The organism is Dactylosporangium sp. McL0621, from assembly GCF_049995355.1.
GTDB lineage: Bacteria > Actinomycetota > Actinomycetes > Mycobacteriales > Micromonosporaceae > Dactylosporangium.
The window spans coordinates 9,268,970-9,290,177 of sequence record NZ_CP188259.1; the positions used below are offsets into that span (position 1 = coordinate 9,268,970).

At 71.8% G+C, this 21,208-nt stretch carries 17 protein-coding genes; 3 read left to right on the forward strand and 14 right to left on the reverse strand.

Annotated features, from left to right (window positions below; genetic code table 11):
- Nucleotides 1–7: 7 nt before the first annotated feature.
- From ACPPVO_RS44100 to betA, 8 genes are all read right to left on the reverse strand, one after another.
- Nucleotides 8–2,005, reverse strand: coding sequence for an ABC transporter permease (locus ACPPVO_RS44100; protein WP_426504502.1), 1,998 nt, complete (start codon nucleotides 2,003–2,005; stop codon nucleotides 8–10).
- Entirely contained in the window at nucleotides 2,002–3,075 is a 1,074-nt protein-coding gene (locus ACPPVO_RS44105) for a quaternary amine ABC transporter ATP-binding protein (RefSeq protein ID WP_426504503.1), read from the reverse strand. Before ACPPVO_RS44105 ends, ACPPVO_RS44100 begins: the two co-directional genes overlap by 4 nt.
- Before the next feature lie 18 nt (nucleotides 3,076–3,093).
- Nucleotides 3,094–4,566, reverse strand: coding sequence for an aldehyde dehydrogenase family protein (locus ACPPVO_RS44110; protein ID WP_426504504.1), 1,473 nt, complete (start codon nucleotides 4,564–4,566; stop codon nucleotides 3,094–3,096).
- Nucleotides 4,567–4,745: 179 nt separating this feature from the next.
- Nucleotides 4,746–5,333, reverse strand: a complete 588-nt coding sequence (locus ACPPVO_RS44115; RefSeq protein ID WP_426504505.1) for a GTP-binding protein — start codon at nucleotides 5,331–5,333, stop codon at nucleotides 4,746–4,748.
- Nucleotides 5,317–5,772: a DUF742 domain-containing protein gene (locus tag ACPPVO_RS44120; protein ID WP_426504506.1), complete on the reverse strand. Its 456-nt coding sequence runs from the start codon at nucleotides 5,770–5,772 to the stop codon at nucleotides 5,317–5,319. The genes ACPPVO_RS44115 and ACPPVO_RS44120 overlap by 17 nt, the downstream gene beginning before the upstream one ends.
- A complete protein-coding gene (locus tag ACPPVO_RS44125; RefSeq protein WP_426504507.1) occupies nucleotides 5,769–6,194 on the reverse strand; it encodes a roadblock/LC7 domain-containing protein in 426 nt (141 codons plus the stop codon). Before ACPPVO_RS44125 ends, ACPPVO_RS44120 begins: the two co-directional genes overlap by 4 nt.
- Nucleotides 6,191–8,476, reverse strand: a complete 2,286-nt coding sequence (locus ACPPVO_RS44130; RefSeq protein WP_426504508.1) for a sensor histidine kinase — start codon at nucleotides 8,474–8,476, stop codon at nucleotides 6,191–6,193. Before ACPPVO_RS44130 ends, ACPPVO_RS44125 begins: the two co-directional genes overlap by 4 nt.
- A gap of 137 nt (nucleotides 8,477–8,613) precedes the next feature.
- Nucleotides 8,614–10,287, reverse strand: coding sequence for a choline dehydrogenase (gene betA, locus ACPPVO_RS44135; RefSeq protein ID WP_426504509.1), 1,674 nt, complete (start codon nucleotides 10,285–10,287; stop codon nucleotides 8,614–8,616).
- Nucleotides 10,288–10,308: 21 nt separating this feature from the next.
- Here betA and ACPPVO_RS44140 point away from each other — a divergent pair, with 21 nt between their 5' ends.
- Nucleotides 10,309–11,082, forward strand: coding sequence for an IclR family transcriptional regulator (locus ACPPVO_RS44140; protein ID WP_426504510.1), 774 nt, complete (start codon nucleotides 10,309–10,311; stop codon nucleotides 11,080–11,082).
- On the opposite strand, the gene ACPPVO_RS44145 is transcribed toward ACPPVO_RS44140, so the two are convergent.
- From ACPPVO_RS44145 to ACPPVO_RS44155, 3 genes are read right to left on the reverse strand one after another with little or no spacing between them, the layout of a single operon-like run.
- The gene (locus ACPPVO_RS44145; RefSeq protein ID WP_426504511.1) at nucleotides 11,054–12,190 is read right to left on the reverse strand and encodes an aromatic ring-hydroxylating oxygenase subunit alpha; all 1,137 of its coding nucleotides are present in this window, start codon (nucleotides 12,188–12,190) and stop codon (nucleotides 11,054–11,056) included. The two genes, ACPPVO_RS44140 and ACPPVO_RS44145, sit on opposite strands and share 29 nt — an antisense overlap.
- Nucleotides 12,187–13,320 (reverse strand): NAD(P)/FAD-dependent oxidoreductase, encoded by a 1,134-nt coding sequence (locus tag ACPPVO_RS44150; protein WP_426504512.1) that lies wholly within the window; start codon nucleotides 13,318–13,320, stop codon nucleotides 12,187–12,189. Before ACPPVO_RS44150 ends, ACPPVO_RS44145 begins: the two co-directional genes overlap by 4 nt.
- Complete coding sequence (locus tag ACPPVO_RS44155; RefSeq protein WP_426504513.1) at nucleotides 13,317–13,631, reverse strand: bifunctional 3-phenylpropionate/cinnamic acid dioxygenase ferredoxin subunit; 315 nt, start codon at nucleotides 13,629–13,631, stop codon at nucleotides 13,317–13,319. The genes ACPPVO_RS44150 and ACPPVO_RS44155 overlap by 4 nt, the downstream gene beginning before the upstream one ends.
- Nucleotides 13,632–13,745: 114 nt before the next feature.
- Here ACPPVO_RS44155 and ACPPVO_RS44160 point away from each other — a divergent pair, with 114 nt between their 5' ends.
- Complete coding sequence (locus ACPPVO_RS44160; RefSeq protein WP_426504514.1) at nucleotides 13,746–13,982, forward strand: hypothetical protein; 237 nt, start codon at nucleotides 13,746–13,748, stop codon at nucleotides 13,980–13,982.
- Between the two features lie 31 nt (nucleotides 13,983–14,013).
- On the opposite strand, the gene ACPPVO_RS44165 is transcribed toward ACPPVO_RS44160, so the two are convergent.
- Nucleotides 14,014–17,349, reverse strand: coding sequence for a cellulose binding domain-containing protein (locus ACPPVO_RS44165; protein WP_426504515.1), 3,336 nt, complete (start codon nucleotides 17,347–17,349; stop codon nucleotides 14,014–14,016).
- A 264-nt stretch (nucleotides 17,350–17,613) separates the two neighbouring features.
- On the opposite strand from ACPPVO_RS44165, the gene ACPPVO_RS44170 reads away from it, so the two are divergent.
- Nucleotides 17,614–18,900 (forward strand): cellulose binding domain-containing protein, encoded by a 1,287-nt coding sequence (locus tag ACPPVO_RS44170; protein ID WP_426504516.1) that lies wholly within the window; start codon nucleotides 17,614–17,616, stop codon nucleotides 18,898–18,900.
- Between the two features lie 219 nt (nucleotides 18,901–19,119).
- Here ACPPVO_RS44170 and ACPPVO_RS44175 read toward each other — a convergent pair whose 3' ends face one another.
- Both ACPPVO_RS44175 and ACPPVO_RS44180 read right to left on the reverse strand, forming a co-directional pair.
- Complete coding sequence (locus ACPPVO_RS44175; RefSeq protein ID WP_426504517.1) at nucleotides 19,120–20,577, reverse strand: arabinofuranosidase catalytic domain-containing protein; 1,458 nt, start codon at nucleotides 20,575–20,577, stop codon at nucleotides 19,120–19,122.
- A gap of 176 nt (nucleotides 20,578–20,753) precedes the next feature.
- Nucleotides 20,754–20,882, reverse strand: coding sequence for a hypothetical protein (locus ACPPVO_RS44180; protein WP_426504518.1), 129 nt, complete (start codon nucleotides 20,880–20,882; stop codon nucleotides 20,754–20,756).
- Nucleotides 20,883–21,208: the final 326 nt, after the last annotated feature.

A 21,208-nucleotide genomic window follows, 5' to 3' on the forward strand; every position in this document is an offset into this window, starting at 1 on the left:
GCGCCGCTCACGACCGGGCCCCGGCCCGCCGGGCGGCGGCCTGGGTGATCCGGTCGAGCAGGATGCACAGCAGGGCGATGGCCACGCCGGCGGCCAGGCCCTTGCCGTACAGGCTGTATTGCGAGAACCCGGCGACGACCAGGTAGCCCAGCGCGCCGCCGCCGACCAGACCACCGACGACCGTCATCGACAGGACGTAGATGAGGCCCTGGTTGGTCGCCAACGCCAGCGCCCGCCGGGCCAGCGGCAGCTGGACCTTGGTGATCACCTGCCAGGACGTGGACCCCGACGCGGCCGCCGCCTCCAGCACGGTGGGCGGCACGGCCCGGATGCCGTCGGCGACGATCTTCGTGGCCACCGGCATGCCGAACACGACCGCGGCGACGATGGCGGTGAACCGGCTGGGGCCGAACAGGCCGAGAAACGGGACCAGGTAGACGAACGCGGGCATGACCTGGGCCGCGTCGAGGACCGGGCGGAGCACCCGGTCGGCGCGGTCGCTGCGGCCCATCCACACCCCGAACACGACGCCCAGGAGCATGACGACGCAGGTGGCGATCAGCGTGGCCGTCAGCGTCACCATCGAGTCCTGCCAGAGCCCGCTGGCCAGCAGCAGGCCGAGGCAGACCGTCACGACCGGCAGCACCCGCCAGCCGCCCAGCACCGCGGCCAGGGCCAGCACGACCGCGCAGACCAGGTACCACGGCGAGCCCGCGATCAGGTCCTGCAGCGGGTTGAGCAGGCCGTAGCTGAAGCCGTTGCGGGTCGCCTCGGTGATGCCGGCGAGGTTGGCCTGCACCCAGTCGGAGATGCCCTCGACCGCCCGGGCCAGCCGGGCGCCGAGCAGGCCGCCGGTGTCGGAGCCGGGGAAGATCGCCGCCCAGACGAAGGTGTACGCCAGGTACAGCGCGACGAGCGTCAGCGCGCCGAGCGCCCCGAGCACCCACCGGCGCTGCCGCGAGCCGGCCGCGCCCCCGCGGGCGGTCACGTCGGCCCGCACGCTCGCCGCGGTCGTGACCCGGTCGAGCACGATGGCCATGATGACAATGGCCAGGCCGGCCCGGAACGCGGTGCCGACGTCGAGGATCTGCAGGGCCCGCAGCACCACGCGGCCCAGCCCCGGCGCGTCGATGAGCGCCGCGATGGTGACCATCGACAGCGCGCACATCGTGGTCTGGTTGATCCCCACGACGATCGTGCGCTTGGCCAGCGGCAGCTGCACCTTGCGCAGCAGCTGCCAGCGGGTGGCGCCGAGCGAGCGACTGGCCTCCAGGGCGGACTCCTGCACCTCGCGGATGCCGAACGCGGTCAGCCGCATGACCGGCGGCATCGCGTAGATGAGCGTGGCGATGACCGCCGAGGCGGGGCCGATCAGGAAGAACAGCGTGAGCGGGGCCAGGTAGACGAAGGTCGGCACCGCCTGCATGAAGTCCAGCACCGGGGTGAGGGCGCGCTCGACCGGCCTGGACAGCCCCATCCAGACGCCGGCCGGGATGCCGATCGCCAGGCTGATCAGCACCGCCGCGATGGTCAGGGCCAGCGTGTCCATGCTCTGCTGCCAGTAGCCGAGCAGGCCGAACGAGGTGAAGCCCAGCCCGGCCACGCCCGCGGCCCGCCAGTTGCCGAACGCGTAGGCGCCGAGCGCCGCGAGGGCCACCACGCCGAGCCAGCCGATCACCGGCACCGGCCGGTCGTAGGCGGGCTGGCTGATCAGCGACTGGATGAGCTCCGTGAGCCGGTCGATGCCGGTGCGGATGACGTTGACGAAGTCGGTGAAGAAGGGGTTGCTGCCCCGGGCGACGACGACCTTGTCGCGCAGCTCGTTGAGCTGCTGCTGCGCGCCGGTGAGCTGGGAGTTGTCCAGGGCGAGGGTGTGCCTGCCGCGCAGCGGGACCCACAGCAGCACCCACGCCGCCAGGATGCCCGCGATCAGCCAGGCCCGCGGCGGCGGGCGGCGGGCGGCGGCCCGGGCCTGCGTCCGGCTGGCCGACTCGACGGTGGTCACGGCGCGACCGCCGCTTCCGCGGGCCGGCGCTCGTCCTCGGCCACGATGACCCGCAGGATCGCGTCGTCGTCGACCAGGCCGAGCAACTGTCCATCGTGGACGACCCGGACCGGAGCCGTGGCCGCCAGCACGATCCGGGCGGCGTCGCGGACGATCAGGTCGGGGCCGACCTCGGGGCCGTCGAGCGGGTCGTCGGGGGTCACCGGCCGCATCACCCACCGGATGGTGAGCACGTGCGACTTGGGCACGTCGGCCACGAAGTCCCGCACGTAGTCGTCGGCCGGCGCGCCGACCACCTCGTCGGGCCGGCCGATCTGCACGATCGCGCCGTCGCGCATGATGAGGATCCGGTCGCCCAGGCGCAGCGCCTCGTGCAGGTCGTGGGTGATGAACACCATCGTCTTGCCGACCTCGTGGTGCAGGCGCACCACCTCGTTCTGCATATCGCGGCGGATCAGCGGGTCGAGCGCGGAGAACGGCTCGTCGAAGAACAGGATCTGCGGGTCGACGGCCAGCGCGCGGCCCAGCCCGACGCGCTGCTGCATGCCGCCGGAGAGCTGGTCGGGGAAGTGGTCGGCGTAGCCGGTGAGCCCGACCAGGTCGAGCACCTCCCCCGCCCGCTGCTCGCGCTCGGCCTTGCGGACCCCGCGGATCTCCAGCCCGTAGGCGATGTTGTCCAGGACCCGTCGGTGCGGCAGCAGGCCGAAGTGCTGGAACACCATGCCGAAGCGGTGCCGGCGCAGCCGGCGCAGGCGGCGGGCGTCGGCCTGCATGATGTCGTCACCGTCGTAGCGCACCGCGCCCGCGGTCGGCTCGATCAGCCGGGTCAGGCAGCGCACCAGCGTCGACTTGCCCGAGCCGGACAGGCCCATGACGACGAACACCTCGTTGGCCGCGACCTCGAACGAGACGTCCCGCACCGCGACCAGGCAACCGGTGCGGTCGCGCAGCTCGGCCCGCGACAGGTCGGCCAGCTCGGTGCCGACGACCTTGTCGGCGCGCGGGCCGAACACCTTCCACAGGCCGTCGACGGCGAGCGCGGGGTGGGTCGAGGACTGCGTCAGCGTCATGGGAACCTCCTCGGTCGTTCACGACGCGCCGAACCAGTACTGCGGGCGCGGCCGGATGTTGTGCCAGACGTGCTTGATCTCGCGGTACTCGTCGAGTCCCGCCCGCCCCAGCTCCCGGCCGATGCCGGACTGCTTGAAGCCACCCCACTCGGCCTGCGGCACGTAGGGGTGGTAGTCGTTGATCCAGATGGTGCCGTGCCGCAGTGCCCGCGCGACCCGCTGCGCCCGGCCGGCGTCCTGGGTCCACACGGCGCCGGCCAGCCCGTAGACGGTGTCGTTGGCGAGCCGGACCGCCTCGTCCTCGCCGCTGAACCGCTCGACGGTGAGCACCGGCCCGAACGCCTCCTCGGCCAGCACGGACATGCCGGAGCGGCACTCGTCGAGCACCGTCGGACGGTAGTAGAACCCGCCGGACAGGCCGGGATCGTCCGGCCGCCGGCCGCCGCAGCGCAGCACGGCGCCCTCGGCGAGCCCGGCCGCGACGTAGCGCTCGACCCGCTCGCGATGCGCGGCCGAGATGAGCGGTCCGGTCTCGGCCCGCGGGTCGAACGGCCCGCCGAGGCGGATGCGCTCGGCCCGGCGCACCACCTCGTCGACGAACTCGTCGTGCAGGCCGTCCTCGACGATGAGCCGGGCGCCGGCCGAGCACACCTGCCCGGAGTGCAGGAAGACCGCGGTCAGCGCGAAGTCGATCGCGGCCTCGGCGTCGGCGTCGGCGAACACCACGTTGGGGTTCTTGCCGCCCAGCTCGAGCGCGACGCGCTTCACGGTGCCGGCCGCGGCGGCCATCACCCGCCGGCCGGTGACCAGCCCGCCGGTGAACGAGACCAGGTCGACCGCCGGGTGCTCGGCCAGCGGCGCGCCGGCGGCCGGCCCCGCGCCCAGCACCAGGTTGCCCACGCCGGCGGGCAGCCCCGCCTCGGTCAGCAGCCGCATCAGCAGGATCGCCGTCGACGGGGTCAGCTCGCTGGGCTTGAGCACGAACGTGTTGCCGGCGGCCAGGGCCGGGGCGACCTTCCAGGCGGCCTGCAGCAGGGGGTAGTTCCACGGGGTGATGAGGCCGCAGACGCCGACCGGCTCGTAGACGATCCGGCTGATCGCGTCCTCGCGGCCGGTGTCGACGACCCGCCCGGCCTCGGTGTCGGCGATCCCGCCGAAGTAGCGGAAGGTGCGGATGACGTCCTGCACGTCGTACTCCGCCTCGACCAGCCGCTTGCCGGTGTCGAGCGCCTCGGCCACCGCGACGTCCTTCGCGTCGCGGGCGAGCAGGTCGGCGACACGCAGCAGCAGCGCGCCCCGCTCGCCGGCCGGGGTGCGCGGCCAGGACCCCTCGTCGAAGGCCCGGCGGGCGGCCCCGATGGCCCGCTCGGTGTCGGCGGCGCTCGCCTCGCCCACGGTCGCCACCGCACGGCCGTCGGCCGGGCAACGAATCTCCCGCTGACCGCCCTCGGCCGGGTCGCACCACACACCGTCGACGTAGAGGCTGGCCACCGTCCGGACCACCGTCCTTCAGAAGTTCGGTTCACGGTGTTGCGTATTACGAAAAACAGCGGCTTAGTGAGAAACAGGATGTCCCTCGCCTATTGGCCCGTCAAGCCTGTGTGCCGAACCGCAACGTGATCGACGAGCGCCTTTTCGGGGTCGTTACGGACCGGTGTCCCGGACGTTGCTCAGGCCGGCGCCAGGCGCGCGATCCGCGTGATGAGCACCCGCTCGATCAACGCCACCAGCACGGCCTTGACGGACTCCCGGGAGCGGGCGTCGCATTCGACGATCGGGACCTGCGGGCCGACCCCGAGCGCCTCGCGCACCTCCTCCAGGTCGAAGCGCACGCTGCGCTCGAACTGGTTGACGGCGATGAGCAGCGGCGTGCCCCGCTCCTCGAAGTAGTCGACGGCCTGGAAACAGTCCTCGATCCGCCGGGTGTCGACCAGCACGATCGCGCCCAGCGCCCCGTCGACCAGGTCGTCCCAGAGGAAGGCGAAGCGGTCCTGCCCCGGCGTGCCGAACAGGTACAGCCACAGCGACTCGTCGAGCGTGATCCGGCCGAAGTCCAGCGCCACCGTGGTGGTCGTCTTGCCGGCAATGCCGGTCAGATCGTCCACCCCGACCGACCTCTCCGTCATGGCGGCCTCGGTCACCAGCGGCTCGATCTCGGAGATCGCCCCGACGAACGTGGTCTTGCCGACGCCGAAGCCGCCGCCGATCACGATCTTGACCGCGAGCGGCGCGGCCGCCGGCTTAGAGCGACCGAACACGGTCCCTGATCCTCTCGATGATGTCGATGGGCAGCTCGGCCGGGCCGTCGGCGCTCGCGTGGCCGTCGCTGACGAGGTCGGCCACCAGGACGCGGGTGACGCCGAGCGGCAGGCCGAGCCCGACCGCGATGTCCACGACGGTCCGCGGGCGCTGGCAGAGCTCGACGATCCGGCGCGACTCGAAGCGCAGCGGCGCGTGCAACGCCGCCGGTATCGCGCTGACGACCGTCTCCGGACGCAGCCCGTCGGTGAGCGGCCGGGTGCGACCGCCGGTCATCAGGAACGGCCGCACCAGCGCCGCATCGGCCGGCGGCCCGGGCTCGTCGCCCCCCGCCGCGCCCGGCGGCCGGTCCTGCGGGTCCGGTGGTCGCGGCGGCTCGGCCTGCCAGCGCGGGATCATCCGCGGGTCAGGCAGCCGGTGCCGGCCGGGGTCGCTCACTGCGGCAGGTACCGCCGCGACTCGGTGATGAGCGCCGGGGTGAGCAGCGTGCCGAAGCGATCGGCCAGCGCCGCGATCTCGTAGCCGATGACGCCGAGGTCACAGTCGCCCTCGGCCAGCACGCCGAGGCAGCTGCCGCCGCTGATCGCCGACACCAGCAGGAACCCGCGGCGCATCTCGATCATCATCAGCTTCAGCCCGTCCAGCTCGTACCGCCTGGCCGCGCTGCGGGCCAGGCTGGCCAGGCTCGAGACGATCGCGGCCAGGTGGTCGGCGCCGTTGCGGTCCAGCCCATCGGACGTGGCGATCAGCAGCCCGTCCGAGGAGACCGCCACGGCGTCGCGCACTCCGTGGGTATTGCGCTTGAAGTTGGCCAGCAGCCAGTTGAACTGGTTGGCACCGGCTCGTACGTCAACGCTCATCGTGCGTCCTCTCCCCGCTCTCCACGGTCGCGCTCGTTGCGTTGGAAACCGTCCCGCAGGGACAGCAAGCGGTCGCGGACGTGCGCCGGCGAGTCGTCGACCGCCGGCGACCGGACCGGATCCGGGTCGCTCGCCGGCGCCGGGATGACCGCGGCGCCGGCCGGCCGCCGGGCCGGACGCTTGCGCAGGCCGTTGCGCGTGCGGTCGTCCTCGGCCACCACCGTGCCGGACACCGTGGCGCCGGGCACGCTCACGTACTCGACGACCGGCACCGGCCGCGTACCCAGCACCAGCTGGGCCGAGACGGATGCCGGCGGCCGCAGCCGGCCCGGCGGCTCGCGCGGGCCCTCGATCGGCGGCGGGGTGGTCAGCAGCCGGGCCGGCAGCATCACCCGGGCCGTGACGCCGGTGACGGGCGAGTTGCTCAGCTCCACGTCGACGCCGAGCTGCCCGGCCAGCTGGCCGACCACATAATGGCCGAGGAACCGGGCCGGCGCCATGAGGAACGTGTCGGAGCCTCGCAGGCGGCCGTTGGCCGTCTCGAGCTCCTCGGGCGGCATGCCGACGCCCTGGTCGATGATCGCGATGAGGTAGCGGTCGCCGAAGTTGCGCCCCTGGATCTCCACGTCGACGTCGGGTGGCGAGAAGGTCAGCCCGTTCTCCACGAGCTCGGCGACCATGTGGGCGACGCCGGTGACGAAGGCGCCGGCGACGTAGCCCTCGTCGATGCGGCGCAGGGTGACCCGCCGGTAGTCCTCGACCTCGGAGATCGCGGCGCGGATCACGTCGGAGATCGCCATCGCCGAGGACCACGGCCGCGGGCTGTCCTCGCCGACCAGCACGAGCAGGCTCTCCGCGTTGCGCCGCATGCGGGTGGCCAGATGGTCGAGCTCGAACAGGTTGGCCAGGCCCGCCGGGTCGTTCTCCTCGCTCTCCAGCCGGCTGATGAAGCCGAGCTGGCGTCGCACCAGGCTCTGGTTGCGCCGGCCCAGGTTGGCCAGCGACTCGGTGGTGTTGCGCCGCAGCAGCGCCTGCTCGGTGGCCAGCGTCCAGGCGGTGGTCTGCACCCGGTCGAGTGCGGCCGCCACCGAGTGCACCTCGGCGCTGGCCCGGCGCGGCACCACCACCGCCGGCGGCGGGTCGGGCGCCTGCTCATCGCGGCCCTGCTGGGCGTGGAAGACGGCCTCGGGCAGCCGCTGGGTCGCGACCGCCTCGGCCTCGCGGGCCAACATCGCCAGCGGCCGGGTGATCGAGCGGACCGCGGCGGCGACCAGCGCGACCGCGCCGACCAGGCAGAGCAGCACCAGGCCGCCGAGGATCGCGAGGCGCTCGGTCGCGCCGGCGCGCACGGCCGCGGCGCGCTCGCGGATGTCGGCGCCGATCGACTCCTCGAGCGCCCGGATGTCGTCGAGCACGGTGGTCAGCGCCGACCACCAGGACTGGGGGTTGATCAGCAGCGGCCGGTCATCGGCCGAGGCGAGCGCGCGGTTCTCGAACTCCAGCGCCTCGCCGTAGGCACCGGTCGCGCGCACCCCGGCCGAGCGGGCCAGCTGCGCCGCGGTGGCCACCCGGGCGAACTGGTTCTCCGCCTCGTGCGCGGCCGCGTACATGGCGGCGAACTGGTTGTACTCCCCCTTGCGGAAGCCGCCGGCCGAGAAGACGCCGTTGAGGAACGCCCGCTCCTGGGTCAGGTACTCCTTGGCCCCCGCCAACGCGCTCAGCGCGTCGACCGCCCGGCGCAGCGTCCGGTCGGTCGAGCGGTCGAGCGCGAAGTCGATGCCGTTGAGCGCGGTGATGTGCGACGTGAAGAAGTCGAACGTGCCGGCCCGCGGCGCGTTGCCCGCGTCCACCTGGGACCGGGTCGCGGCCAACGCGTCGAGCTTGCCCAGCTCGGCGAGCACCGCCGCGGCGCCCGGGAACGCGCCGGCGTCGGCGCCCGCCGCGAGGCGCTGCAGGACGGCACGACTGTCGTCGACCTTCTTGCGCACCGGCGCCATCTCCGGCTTGAAGCTGACGTTGCCGCCGAGCAGGCCGGTGGTGAGGCCGCGCTCCTCCTGCAGCTGCTGCGCCAGCGTCTGAACCTCGAGGACCAGGGGCACCTGGTCGGTGATCTGCCGGGCGGCACGGTAGTCGGCGTAGTCGGCGGAGACGACCACGGCCAGCAGCACCAGCACCGCCACCATGGGCAGCGCCAGGATTCGGGCCAGCCGCCCGCGGATCGTGCCGGTGCGGGTCGTGCGAGTTCGCGTGGCCGCCGCGGTGGCCTGCCGATGTCTCACCATGGTTGCGGTGAGCACCTCCCATCAACCGGTCGTTGCGCCGCAACAGCATTGGTGATCAACATTTCAGGAACGTTTGTTGTTCGTTTCCGAATCAGCGTTACCGACCCATGCAGGGCCAACCGGCCGACGAACCCGGCCTACGTGTGCGAACCCCCGTGACGGTAGTACTCGACCGATTCCGCGGGCAATCCCGAGTTTCCGATGATCTGATCGGAAGCCTTTTCCGCGACCATGATCACGGGGGCGTAAATGTTGCCGTTTGTGACGTATGGAAATACCGACGCGTCGACCACGCGCAGGCCCGCAACGCCGTGCACCGCCATGGTCTGCGGGTCGACGACGGCCTGCGGGCCGAGCCCCATCCGTGCCGTGCAGGACGGGTGCAGGGCGGTCTCGGCGTCGCGGGCGACCCAGGCGAGAATCTCCTCGTCGGACTCCACCTGCGGGCCCGGCGACAGCTCGCCGCCGTTGAACGGCGCCATGGCGGGCTGGTTGAGCAGGCGCCGCGCGACCCGGACCGCCTCGACCCACTCGCGACGGTCCTGCGCCGTGGAGAGGTAGTTGAACCGCAGCTGCGGATGCCGGCGCGGATCGGTGCTCGTGATCCGGACCGAGCCGCGCGCGTCGGAGTACATCGGCCCGACATGCACCTGATAACCGTGCCCGCCGGCCGGCGCCGAGCCGTCGTAGCGCACCGCGACGGGCAGGAAATGGAACATCAGGTTGGGGTAGGCGACGTCGTCGTTGCCCCGCACGAAGCCGCCGCCCTCGAAGTGGTTCGTCGCGCCGGGACCGGTGCGGCCGAAGAGCCAGCGGGCGCCGACGTCGGGCCAGCGCAGTTTCGACAGGTACGGCTGCATCGAGACGGGCTGCGTGGCGGCGTACTGGATGTAGACCTCGAGGTGGTCCTGCAGGTTCGCCCCGACGCCCGGGAGGTCGGCGACCGGCTCGATGCCGAGCGCGCGCAGGTCGTCCGCCGGGCCGACGCCGGACAGCTGCAGCAGCTGCGGCGTGTTGATGGCGCCGCCGCAGAGGATGACCTCGCCGGCCTCGATGTACTGCACCGCCCCACCCCGCAGGGAGACCTCGACGCCTGTCGCGCGCGGCGACCCGCCGCCGGCGAAGCGGACCCGGCCGACCAGGGCCCGCGTGCGGACGGTCAGGTTGGGCCGGCGCAGGACCGGGTGCAGGTAGGCGCGGGCGGCCGACAGCCGGCGGCCACGGTGGATGTTGCGGTCGAAGGGTGCGAACCCCTCCTGCCGGTAGCCGTTGACGTCCTCGGTGAGGGGGTAACCGGCCTGCTGTACCGACGCGAAAAATGCCGCGAACAGCGGGTTCGTGGCCGGACCGCGCTCCAGCACGAGCGGGCCGCCGTGACCGCGGAACTCGTCGTCCGGCGCGGCCGCCAGGCAGTTCTCCATCCGCTTGAAGTACGGCAGGCAGTGCGCGTAGTCCCAGGCGGACAGCCCGGGCTCGGCCGCCCAGCGCTCGTAGTCCATCGGGTTGCCGCGCTGGAAGATCATGCCGTTGATGCTGCTCGACCCGCCGAGCACCTTGCCGCGGGCGTGGTAGATGCGCCGGCCGTTCAGGTGCGGCTCCGGCTCGGACTCGTACCGCCAGTCGTAGAACCGGCTGCCGATCGGGAACGTCAGCGCCGCGGGCATGTGGATGAACGCGTCGAAACGGTGGTCCGGCCGCCCGGCCTCCAGGACCAGCACCCGCACCGACGGGTCGGCCGAGAGCCGGTTGGCCAGGACCGAGCCGGCCGAGCCGCCGCCGATGATGACGAAGTCGTACCGCACGGTTGGCAACTCCCCTCCTATAGTTGCGTGGTGAGCAACAACGCCGCGGACTCAGGGGTGCAGTCGGTCGATCGAGCCATCACCGTTCTGGAGATCCTCGCGCGGACGGGCGAGGCCCGGGTGACCGACGTGGCCGCCGAGCTGTCGGTGCACAAGTCGACCGCGTTCCGGCTGCTGAGCGCCCTGGAGGACCGCGGGCTGGTCGAGCAGGATCAGGCCCGCGGCCGCTACCGGCTGGGCTTCGGCATCGTGCGGCTGGCCGGCGCCGTCACCGCCCGGATGGACCTCACCAGGACCGCCCGGCCGGTGTGCGAGCGGCTGGCCCGCGACAGCGGCGAGACGGTGAACCTGGCGGTGGCCCGGGCGCAGTACGCGGTGAACATCGACCAGGTGCCGGGCGCGTTCGCGATCACCGCGCAGAACTGGGTCGGCACGCTCACCCCGCTGCACGCGACCTCCAGCGGCAAGGTGCTGCTCGCCCACCTCGACCCGGCACGGCGGGCCGACGTGTTCGCGAAGGCCGGCCGGGACCGGTTCACCCCGAACACCGTCACCGGCGAGGCCGAGCTCGACCGGCAGCTGACCTCCGCCGTCACGCTGGGCTACGCCACCACGGTCGAGGAGTACGAGGAGGGGCTCAACGCGATCGCCGCGCCGATCCGCTCGCACCACGGCGAGGTGATCGCCGCGGTCAGCATCTCCGGCCCGGCGTTCCGGTTCACCCCGCACCGGATGGAGCAGCTGGCACCGACGCTCGTCGCCGGGTCGGACGAGATCAGCCATCGGCTGGGGTACTACCGCTGAGCTTCGCCTCGACCCACCGGTGGAACTCGCCGATGTGGTGCTCGCTGGGCACCAGCACCCCGCCCTTGGCGTAGGCGCGCGACGACATCGCCGGCTGGCACCGCTCGCAGGCGGCGAAGTCCTGCTCGTTGACCCGGTGGAACAGCTCGACCGACCGCCCGACGTCCTGGTTGCCGGCCACCACCGACGGCACGAACAGCCAGTCGCACTCGACGACGGTCCGGTCGACCGCCAGCGGGTACATCCGGTGCAGGATCACGTGGTCCGGCACCAGGTTGATGAAGACCTGGGGCCGCACGGTGATCGCGAAGTACCGGCGGTCCTGGCCCTCGGTGATGGTCGGGATGCGCTCGACGCCGGGCGAGCCGTCGACGGTGAAGCCCTGGATCTGCTCACCGAACGCGGCGCCGTGTCCCACGTACGACTGGGCCGCGTAGCCGCCGACGAACTCGGGCAGCACCTCGACCAGTTCGGGGTGGATCGTCGCGCAGTGGTAGCACTCCATGAAGTTCTCGACGATGAGCTTCCAGTTGGCGGCCACGTCGTAGACCACCCGGTGGCCGACCTGCAGCCGGTCGATGCCGTAGTGCTCGATCGCCTCGGCGTCGCCCAGCCGCTGCGTCGCCGAGCCGACGACGTCGTCGTCGAACGGCGGCGGTTCGTCGGCGAGGCAGACCCAGACGTAGCCGAGCCAGACGCGCGCGTGCACGGCGACGAGGCCGAACTCGCGGCGATCGACGTCGGGCATCCTCACCAGGTTGGGCGCGGCGATCAGCCGGCCGTCGAGGTCGTAGGTCCAGGCGTGGTAGACGCAGCGGAACGCCCGCCCGGTGTTGCCGGACTCCTCCGTGCACAGCCGGGCCCCCCGGTGCCGGCACACGTTGAGAAACGCCTTGATCGAACCGTCGCGCGCGCGGCTGACCAGCACGCTCTCCCGCCCGACGGTCACCGTGCGAAACGCGCCCGGCGCCTCGAGGTCATCGGCCCGGGCCGCGCAGTACCACATCGTCTCGAAGATGCGCTCCTGCTCGAGGCGGAACCGCTCGGGGTCGGTGTAGCTCGCGCCGGGCAGGGTCGCGACGAGGCTCTGCGGCAGGGACAACGTCATGTCGAACTCCCCTTCGTTTCCAACAGTCGCCGCCGGCGGGAGAACGCCCCGACCATGTCGACGGCGAGCACCGCGACCTCGGCGCCGGCCCGCCGGTACACCGCCAGGAACCGGTGCTCGCCCGGCGAGCCCTCCTCGACGGTCACCTCGTCGCCGTCGACGGTGTGCCCGGCGAACTGGATGCGCCGTCCGTACTGGTCGGACCAGAAGTACGGCTGCCGCGCGGTTCTGGGCGCGCGCCCGAGCAGGGTGCGGGCGGCGATCGCGGCCCGCTCGCCGGCCGCGGTCCAGTGCTCGACCCGCAGGTGCCGGCCGAGCCGCGGCTCGAACCAGGCGGCGCAGTCGCCGACCGCGACGACGCCCGGCACCCCGGTGCTGCCGTCCGGCCCGCATTCGATGCCGTCGCCTCGATCGGTGAGGTCGGACCCGGCCAGCCAGGCGGTCTCCGGCCGCACACCGATCCCGGCGACCACCACGTCGGCGGCCAGGACCCGCCCGTCGGCCAGGTGCGCGGCGCCGTCCTGCACGCGGTCGACGCCGACGCCGCAGATCAGCCGCACGCCGTGGGCCTCGTGCAGGCCGGCGACGGCGGCGCCCATCGCGACGCCGAGCGACCCGGCCAGCGGGGCCGGGGCCGCCTCGACCACGGTCACGTCCCGGCCGAGCGCCCGGGCGGCCGAGGCGACCTCGGCGCCGATGAACCCGGCGCCCACGACGACGACGCTGTTCGCCGCCCGCAGCCGGTGCCGCAGCCGCCGCGCGTCGTCCAGCGAGCGCAGCGTCGTCGCGCCCGGTAACGGCCGGGCCGACGCGCCGGTGGCCAGGACGAACCCGTCCGCGGCCAGCGTCCGCCCGCTGCGCAACCCAACCCGGCGGCGCTCCAGCCGCACCGCCGGGTCGTCGAGGATCCAGGTCGCGCCGAGGTCGTCGTCCTCGCGCTCGAGGGCCAGGTCGGACTCGCCCATCGCGCCGGTGAGGTACTCCTTGGACAGCGGCGGCCGGTCGTACGGCCGGTGCGGCTCGGCGCCCACGACCGTGAGCGGGCCGGCGAAGCCCTCGCGACGCAGTGCCCGGGCCGCGGACAGCCCGGCGAGCCCGGCCCCCACCACCACGACACTGCCGACGGTCACGGCGCCGGATCCACGAATATCGTGCCGTCGCGGACCTCCACCTTGTGCGTGCGCACCGGGGTCTTGGCCGGTGGCGCGTCGACCGCGCCGGTGCGCAGGTCGAACCGCGAGCTGTGCACCGGGCACTCCACCTCGCAGCCCTCCAGCCAGCCGTCGCTGAGCGAGGCCTCCTGGTGGGTGCAGGTGTCGTCGATCGCGTACACCTCCCCGTCCTCGGTGCGGAACAGGGCGATCGGCTCGTTGAGCTCGGGAAGGTCGAGGCGCAGCGCCGCTCCGGGCGCCAGGGCACCAAGCGGACAGGCAGCGAGCACGGCAACCCCCCAGTCGTTGCGCTCTATAAAACGGGTAGCGCGTTACGCAACAGGATCGGACCGGTGTCGGCGGTGTGTCAAGGTTCGTCTTGACCCGGCGGGTGCCTTCCGGACATGGTCACCGACTCGGCGGCGCTGTTCGAGGGCCTGCACCCCGACGAACTGGCGCTGCACCACTGGGTGCGCACCAGGGTCAACGGCGGGGCCGTGCGCGAGATGGCCCGGCTCGACTACGGCATGCGGGTCGAGGCGGAGATGTACCCGCCACGCACGGCCCGGCGATCGGCGGCCACACGACCCGGTTCACGATTCCGCGGCGGCGGTCGCCGCGACATGAGGACGGGCCCGTGACCGGGGTCGGTCGCGGGCCCGTCTCGGGGGTTCAGTTGCAGGCGGTCCCGTTGAGCGTGAACGCGCTGGGCGAGGTGTCGTTGGACGTCCACGTGCCCTGGAACCCGAACGTGGTGTTCGCACCCGGCGGGATGCTGCCGTTGTAGCTGACGTTGGTCGCGGTCACCGCGGTGCCGGACTGGGTGACCGTGGCGCTCCAGCCGTTGGTCACCTTCTGGTCGCCGGGGAACGAGAACTTCAGGGTCCAGCCGTTGACGCCGCTCGTGCCGGTGTTGGTGATCGTCAGGTTGGCGGTGAACCCGCCCGGCCATTCGTTGACCGCGTACGTCACGTGACACGTGCCGGTCGGCGTGGACCCGGTGATCGTCCACGTGAAGGCGGCCGAGCCGGAGGAGCCGGTGGTGTCCGTGGCGGTGACGGTGACGGTGAACGACCCGGCCGTGGTCGGCGTGCCGGAGACCAGGCCGGTCGAGGGGGCGATCGACAGACCGGTCGGCAGGCCGGTGGCCGAGTAGGTCAGCATCTGCCCGGCCGCGGAGTCGGCGGCGTGCACCTGCACACCGCTCACCGGCGTGCCGACCGTGCCGGCCTGGTCGCCGGGATTGGTGACCGTCACCGTGTTGCCCGGGCCGTTGCCGGCGATCGTCCAGGTGAACGTCGTCGACCCGGCCGCGCCGGTGGTGTCCGTGGCGGTGACGGTGACCGTGAACGACCCGGCAGCCGACGGGGTGCCGGAGATGAGCCCCGACGAGCTGATGGACAGGCCGGCCGGCAGGCCGCCGGCCGTGTAGGTGAGGGTCTGTCCGGCGGCCGAGTCCGTGGCCTGCAGCTGCAGGCCGCCGATCGCGGTACCCACGGTGCCGGTCTGGCTGCCCGGGTTGGTCACGGTCACGGTGTTGCCCGCCGGCAGGCTGTTGCCGCTCAGGCCGATCGTGACGCTGCCCAGCGACCTGTTCGTGCGGGCCGCCGCCCCGCTGACCGGGGCGAAGGGCAGCGACATGGTCGGTGCCGAGGGCCGCTGGACCAGATAGGTCTGGCCGGCGGTCACGGGGACGGTGAGCGTCGCGGCGGTGGTCGCGGCGACGACCGTTGCGCCGGTGGCGCCGTTGACCACCTCGGCCGGCTGCCCCGGCCACGGATTGCGCACCGTCATCGTCTGCGTGGAACCCGCCTCGATCGCCGCGGTGGCCAGGGTGCCGCCCTCGACCTGCACGTCGACCTTCGAGCCGCCCTGGATGTACACGGTGCCGGAGACGTCCCAGCCCGCGGGCCAGGCCGGGGCGAAGCGCAGGGTGCCGTCGTAGTCGGTGGCCAGCGCCTCGTCGAGGGTGGTGGCGACGTTGGAGACGTGCTCGATGTACGGCTCGTCCAGGGAACCAGGATTCCAGGCGGCGAGCCCGGACGGGTACACCTGATAGGTCTTCGTGCTGTTCGTCAGCGTGCTGGCGACCTCGGAGGCCAGGCCGAGCCGAGCCGCCTGCACCGAGTCGTAGGTCCAGTCGGGGTTGTTGACGTACTGCCGGTGGCTGTACGTACGTTGCGCCAGCGCGGTGAGGTTGTCCCCGTTGACCACGGTGTTGTCGCCGATCACGCCGAACGGCCACACCGGCTCCAGCCCGAGGTTCTCCACGTTGTGCGTGGCGGCGGTCGGCTGGTAGGAGTTGGCGATGACGTCGGTGCCGGACGCGTCGGCGGACGGGCCGAGCAGTTGGGTGTGCGTGGCCTGGTCGGTGCGGGCGTAGGGCCGGATCTGCCCGAGCGCCGTCCGCAGCCGCGACACGAGCGAGGCGTCGGTGTTGAGCAGCGTGGCCGCCTTCGCGGTGGCGGAGAACAGCGCCTGGTCGGCGGCGATGTCGGTGGTCGGGTCCTGCACCGCCCACTGCGTCTCGTGGGCGTTGTCCACCGAGTGCAGGTATCCGTCGGAGCCGACCGTCTGCCATGCCAGCAGGAACGTCGCGGTCTGCTGCAGCACCGGGTAGTACCGCTGCAGGAAGGCGAGGCTGCCGGTGTCCTGGTACTGCTGCCAGATCCACAGCGCGATCTCGGCACCGCTGGTGATGGTCTCGGCGTTGAAGCTCGGGCTGGAGGCCACGGCGCACGAGGCGTTGGAGTTGACGCCGCCGCCGTTGTAGTAGCCGTTGCCGTTGAACCGCATCGTCTCCGGCACGCAGGCACCGGCCTTACCGTTCATGTTGGCGCTGGTCCAGGCCTGGATCGCCGGCAGGTCGTTGAGGTACATGTCGAAGATCGGCACGTTCAGCGCGAAGTTGCCGGAGGCCAGGTTCGCGTTGATCTGGCCCCGCAGGTTCCACAGCCAGTACCCGGCCGGGTACCACGCCTGGTGGTCCCGGTTGAAGTTGTACAGGTCGGCGAGACCGGCCTGGCTGCCCGGGTACTGGCCGGTGTGCATGATGCCGGCCTCGAAGTACAGGTACAGGGTGTTGAGGTTCTCCATGTACTGGGCGGTGCCGTCCGAGGAGCTGGCCTCGATCAGGCCCGTGTTGGCCCAGTACTGGTTCCACCAGCCCGACTGCGTCGCGAGGAGGCTCGTCGTGCTCGCGGTGGTGTCGGCGCCGATCAGCGCCGAGGCGGTGGAGACGGCGTTGCCGCCGGTCCACGAGGGCGAGGCGACGACGATCCGGTACGAGCCGTTGCTGTTCGGGTTGAAGGCGACCTGCACCTGAGTGGAGTTGACGACCGAGGCGGTGACGCTCTGCCCGCCCGCGGTGATCGCCGCCATCGTGCCGAACGTCTGGTTGGAGTGACCGGTCTGTGAGTTGTCCGACCAGGTCTGGGCGAGGGCCGCGACGGCGCCCGAGGCCGAGGCCGTCGCCGAGCGGCCGCTCCACAGGTTGACGGAGGCGGTCAACCGGGTGCCCGGGTTCGCTCCGGTCACGTCGACGACCAGTTCGTCCTTGCCGGCCGGCACCCAGGCCTGCATGGTCATGCCCCCGCCGGACTCGTGCAGGACGCCGTTGTACAGGTCGAGGTACCCCACGAAGTTCGAGGCCGACGTCATCGTGGCCAGGCCGGGGATGTTCAGCTGGCCGGGTGAGAGCCGGTTCGGCATGGTGTCGTTTCGGTTGAGCTGCGCCGTGAAGCCGCCGGCGGCCCAGGCCGCCACGCCCAGCGCGCCGTTGCCCAGCGGCAGGAACTGCGTCGCCGACGTGTTGGGCCGGCCCAGCACCACATTGGAGCGCGAGACGATGCCGCTGACGTTCGTCGAGAACGCGCCGTTGTGCCAGGCGGTCGTCACGGTGGCCGCTCCCGCCGGCGTGCTCGGGCCGAACGCCACCGCCGACGCCGCGGCCAGTGCGATGCCGGCCGCCGCCGCGCCCAGCCGTGACAGCTTCCAACGAAGGGACACGATGCCTCCTCCAGCGCGCGGCCGCCTCACCGGCGGCACGGCGTTCCAATCGATAACGTCAGATGTTTGTAGTGCGCCGCGCCGACGGGCGTCCAGAACCGGCCGACCACCTGCGGAATACGGCGGGTTTTGTCCGGATCTGCGCGTGTATCTTTCATCGCCGAGGGACCGCCGCGCCGACCCTGACGTAAGATGTCTTGCATCGACATCCATCTACTAATGGGCGGCCCACGCGCCGCCGATCACATCGAAGGAGGTGACTCGATGCGACCACGCGACACCGGGCGCGCGGCCCAGGCCCGGCGAAGGTTGGCCGCACTGGCGGTCGCGTTCGGCGTTCTGGGGATGGCCGCCGCGATCGCGACCCACCCCGCGGCGGCGGCCGGCAACCCGGACCAGCGGGGCCCGGATCCGAGCGTCGCCAGCGTCGCCGCGACCTACGGGCCGTTCGCCACCGCCCAGCTCACCGTGCCGGCCGGCAACGGCTTCAACGGCGGATACATCTACTACCCGACGGACACCGGCCTCGGGACGTGGGGGGCCGTGGCGATCGTGCCCGGCTACTCGGCCCTGTTCGCCAACGAGGAGGCCTGGATGGGGCCCCGGCTGGCCTCGTTCGGGTTCGTAGTGATCGGCATCGAGACGAACACCCGGACGGATGGCGCCGACGCGCGCGCCACGGAGCTGCTCGCCGCGCTGGACTACCTGACCCAGCGAAGTCCCGTCCGCGACCGGGTCGACCCCGACCGGCTGTCCGTGATGGGTCACTCGGCCGGCGGCGCCGGCGCCCTCCTCGCGGCGATGCGACGTCCGTCGCTGAGGGCCGTCGTCGGCCTGGCACCCGGGTCGCCCACCGGGCTCTCGAGCCTGTCCACCGACCTGGTGCCGACCCTGTTCGTGGGCGGCCAGAACGATCCCACCGTCACACCGTCCTATCTGGACAACCTGTACGCGACCCTGCCCGCCTCCACCCAGAGCGCTTACGTGCAGCTCAGCGGCGCCGACCATCTCTTCTTCACCAGGGCCAACAACGTCGAGATCCGCCGGCTCATCCCTTGGCTGAAGCTGTTCCTCGACGGCGACACGCGCTACACGCAGTTCATGTGCCCGACAACCCCGGACACGACCGGTGTCTCCCGGTACAGCGCCAAGTGCCCGCTGGTGCCGCCCGGCGGTCCGACGGGCTCCGCGTCGCCGTCGTCGTCGGGCACCTCGAACTCACCGTCGAGCCCGCCCGCGTCTTCTCCCTCGTCCGGCGCCGCCTGCGTCGCGACCTACCGCACCGTCGGCCAGTGGTCGGGCGGCTTCCAGGGCGAGGTCACCGTGACGGCGGGCAACCGGCCGGTCAACGGATGGACCGTCCGGTGGACGCTGAGCGGCGGCCAGGCCGTGAACCAGCTCTGGAACGGCACGCTGAGCACCAGCGGCTCCACCGTTTCGGTGCGCAACGTGTCGTACAACGCCTCGCTGGCCGCGTCCGCGTCGACGACGTTCGGGTTCCTCGGCTCCGGTGCGCCGTCGGCACCGGCCCTGTCCTGCACGAGCCCGTAGTCACGTCGGGCCACCCTCGTAGTGACCGGAGAGCATCGACCCGCAGCACCACCACGACCTCGCGGTGCGTGATGGCCATGCGCAGCCCTTGATCGGGTCATTCCTCCGAGACGCGAGGAATGAGCGATCAAGGGCTGCGTCCATGGTCAGCCTGGGCCGATGCCAACGTGTCCCAGGTGGACCATCAAGGCTGGGCGACGGCGCCGAGTCCGGCGGGGATCAGGAATGGTAGGCGGCGGAGGCGACGTCGCTCTGGACCGCGTTCTCGGTGGCGTCGGACGGGTAGCCGGCGGTGATGGCGCCCTCGAAGAACTCGCCGACGCCGGTGTTGCTGTTGTCGCCGCCGGTGCCCAGCAGCAGGGAGCTGTCGGTCTTCATCGGTGAGTAGCCGTTGGGCAGCGGCCCGGAGAACGTGGTCGTCAGCCCGCCGGTGGTGGCGTTGCCGTACTTGAGGGTGAAGTTGCTGGTGCCGTTGTTCTTCTCCCAGGCCGAGACGAACGGGAAGTGCACGCCGGAGTTGTTCGGGTCCTTGTTGGAGCCGGTGTTGGTGTGGTACATGCCGTTCTCGAGGTCGGCCTCGACCCAGGGTCCGCTGCCGACGCAGTTGCCGAACCAGCAGGCGGTGCCCCACTCGATGGCGTTCATCGTGGCGTTGCCGGTGTCGGTGTGGGAGTTCTCGCCGCTGCCGTAGTCGAAGCAGCACCACTGGTTGACGTAGTTCGACGACGTCACCATGTAGATGCCCTCGGGCTGCGCCCCGGTCGGCGCGTTCTTCGCGTGGTCGATCCGGTAGCCGACGCCCTGAGTCACCTTCACGCCGTACACCTTGTGCCCGCCCAGCGTGACCGGCAGGGCCTTCGCGTCCGCGCCGACGTCGGCGCCGTTGGGCCCGGGGCCCTTCCAGAAGCCGCCCCACGAGATCGGCAGGTCGTTGTGGTTGCTGCTCTGGTCGTAGATCTTCGTGATCGTGCAGGACGTGTTCGCGCAGAACGTGTCCTGCGCCGCCGCGTTGGCCACGCCGCCCGCCGACAGCAGCCGCACGTCGAGGTACTGCCGATCGGAGCTGCGCTGCACCTGGTACAGCGGCCCGTTGTACGCGGCGTACAGCGCCCGCGTCGTGCTGTGCGCGCCGATGCACGGCGTGCCTCCGGCGGCGTAGAGGTCACAGACCCGGTTGCCCGGCGGTACCGGCGTCGAGCCGGACGGGGAGACGCTTACGCTGGGCGAGACTGATGCCGATGCCGAGGTCGACGCGCTCGGCGACGTCGTCGTACCGGTGCAGGTGGTGCCGTTGAGGGCGAACGACGCCGGTACGGCATTGCTGCCCGACCACGCGCCGTTGAAGCCGAACGACGTCGTGGCGCCCGTCCCGATCGCCGCGTTGTAGGCCACGTTCGTGGCGGTGGCCGCGGCGCCGGACTGGGTGACGGTGGCGTTCCACGCCTGTGTGACGGTCTGGCTCCCCGGGAACGTCCACGTCAACCGCCAGCCGTTCACGGGATCGCCGAGGTTGGTGATGTCGACGTTCGCGCCGAAGCCGCCCGGCCACTGACTGGTGATCGTGTACGTGGCACGGCACCCGGCCGTCGCCGCGGAGGCCGTGTGCGCCGCCGCCACCCCGGCCCCGCCGAGCACGAGGGTCGCCGCGGCGATCGCGCCGATCTTGTTCTTCTGCATGAGGCTCCTCACGAAGACAGAAGCGTGTTAGCGCTAACAAATCTCGCGCGAACGTTGCCACCGACAGCGCACCGAGCTCAAGAGTCGCGGATGCCAGCTTTGTCGGACACCGCACAAGCTGCACTTCAACGGTCGGATCGGCCGGTCGTCAGGGCCGTGAAAATAGGCGCCGACCTCTACCACAGCGGATCCGTAACAGTTTTGCGGGCCGAGGCCAGAACCGTCGCGTCACCTCGGCAGAGCCCGGCGCCGGTCAGCAGTTCGATCGCCAGGAACGGGTTGCCGGCCGCACCTTCCAGCAGCATCCGGCGCCGTGGCACTTCGCGCCGGTCGATCTCATCATTGCAGGTGGTTCGCCGTGCGCCGCCCGATGGTTGCCTTATCCCGATGAGCCACTACGCACCGAGCCCCAATGGACCCGTCCTAGCATCACGCCGTCCGGGCCCGTGAGATTCACGGGCCGGGAAGGACCGCTGGTGGGTCGTCGCCGAGTCGTTCTGGCCGCACTTCCCCGAGTACCAGGAGCATGCGGGCCGGGAGATCCCGATGTTCCGGCCGGCCGCGGTGATCGCTGACACTCTGTTCTTTTAGACAGACCTGTATAACAATCGTTTTAGACAGACCAGTCCAA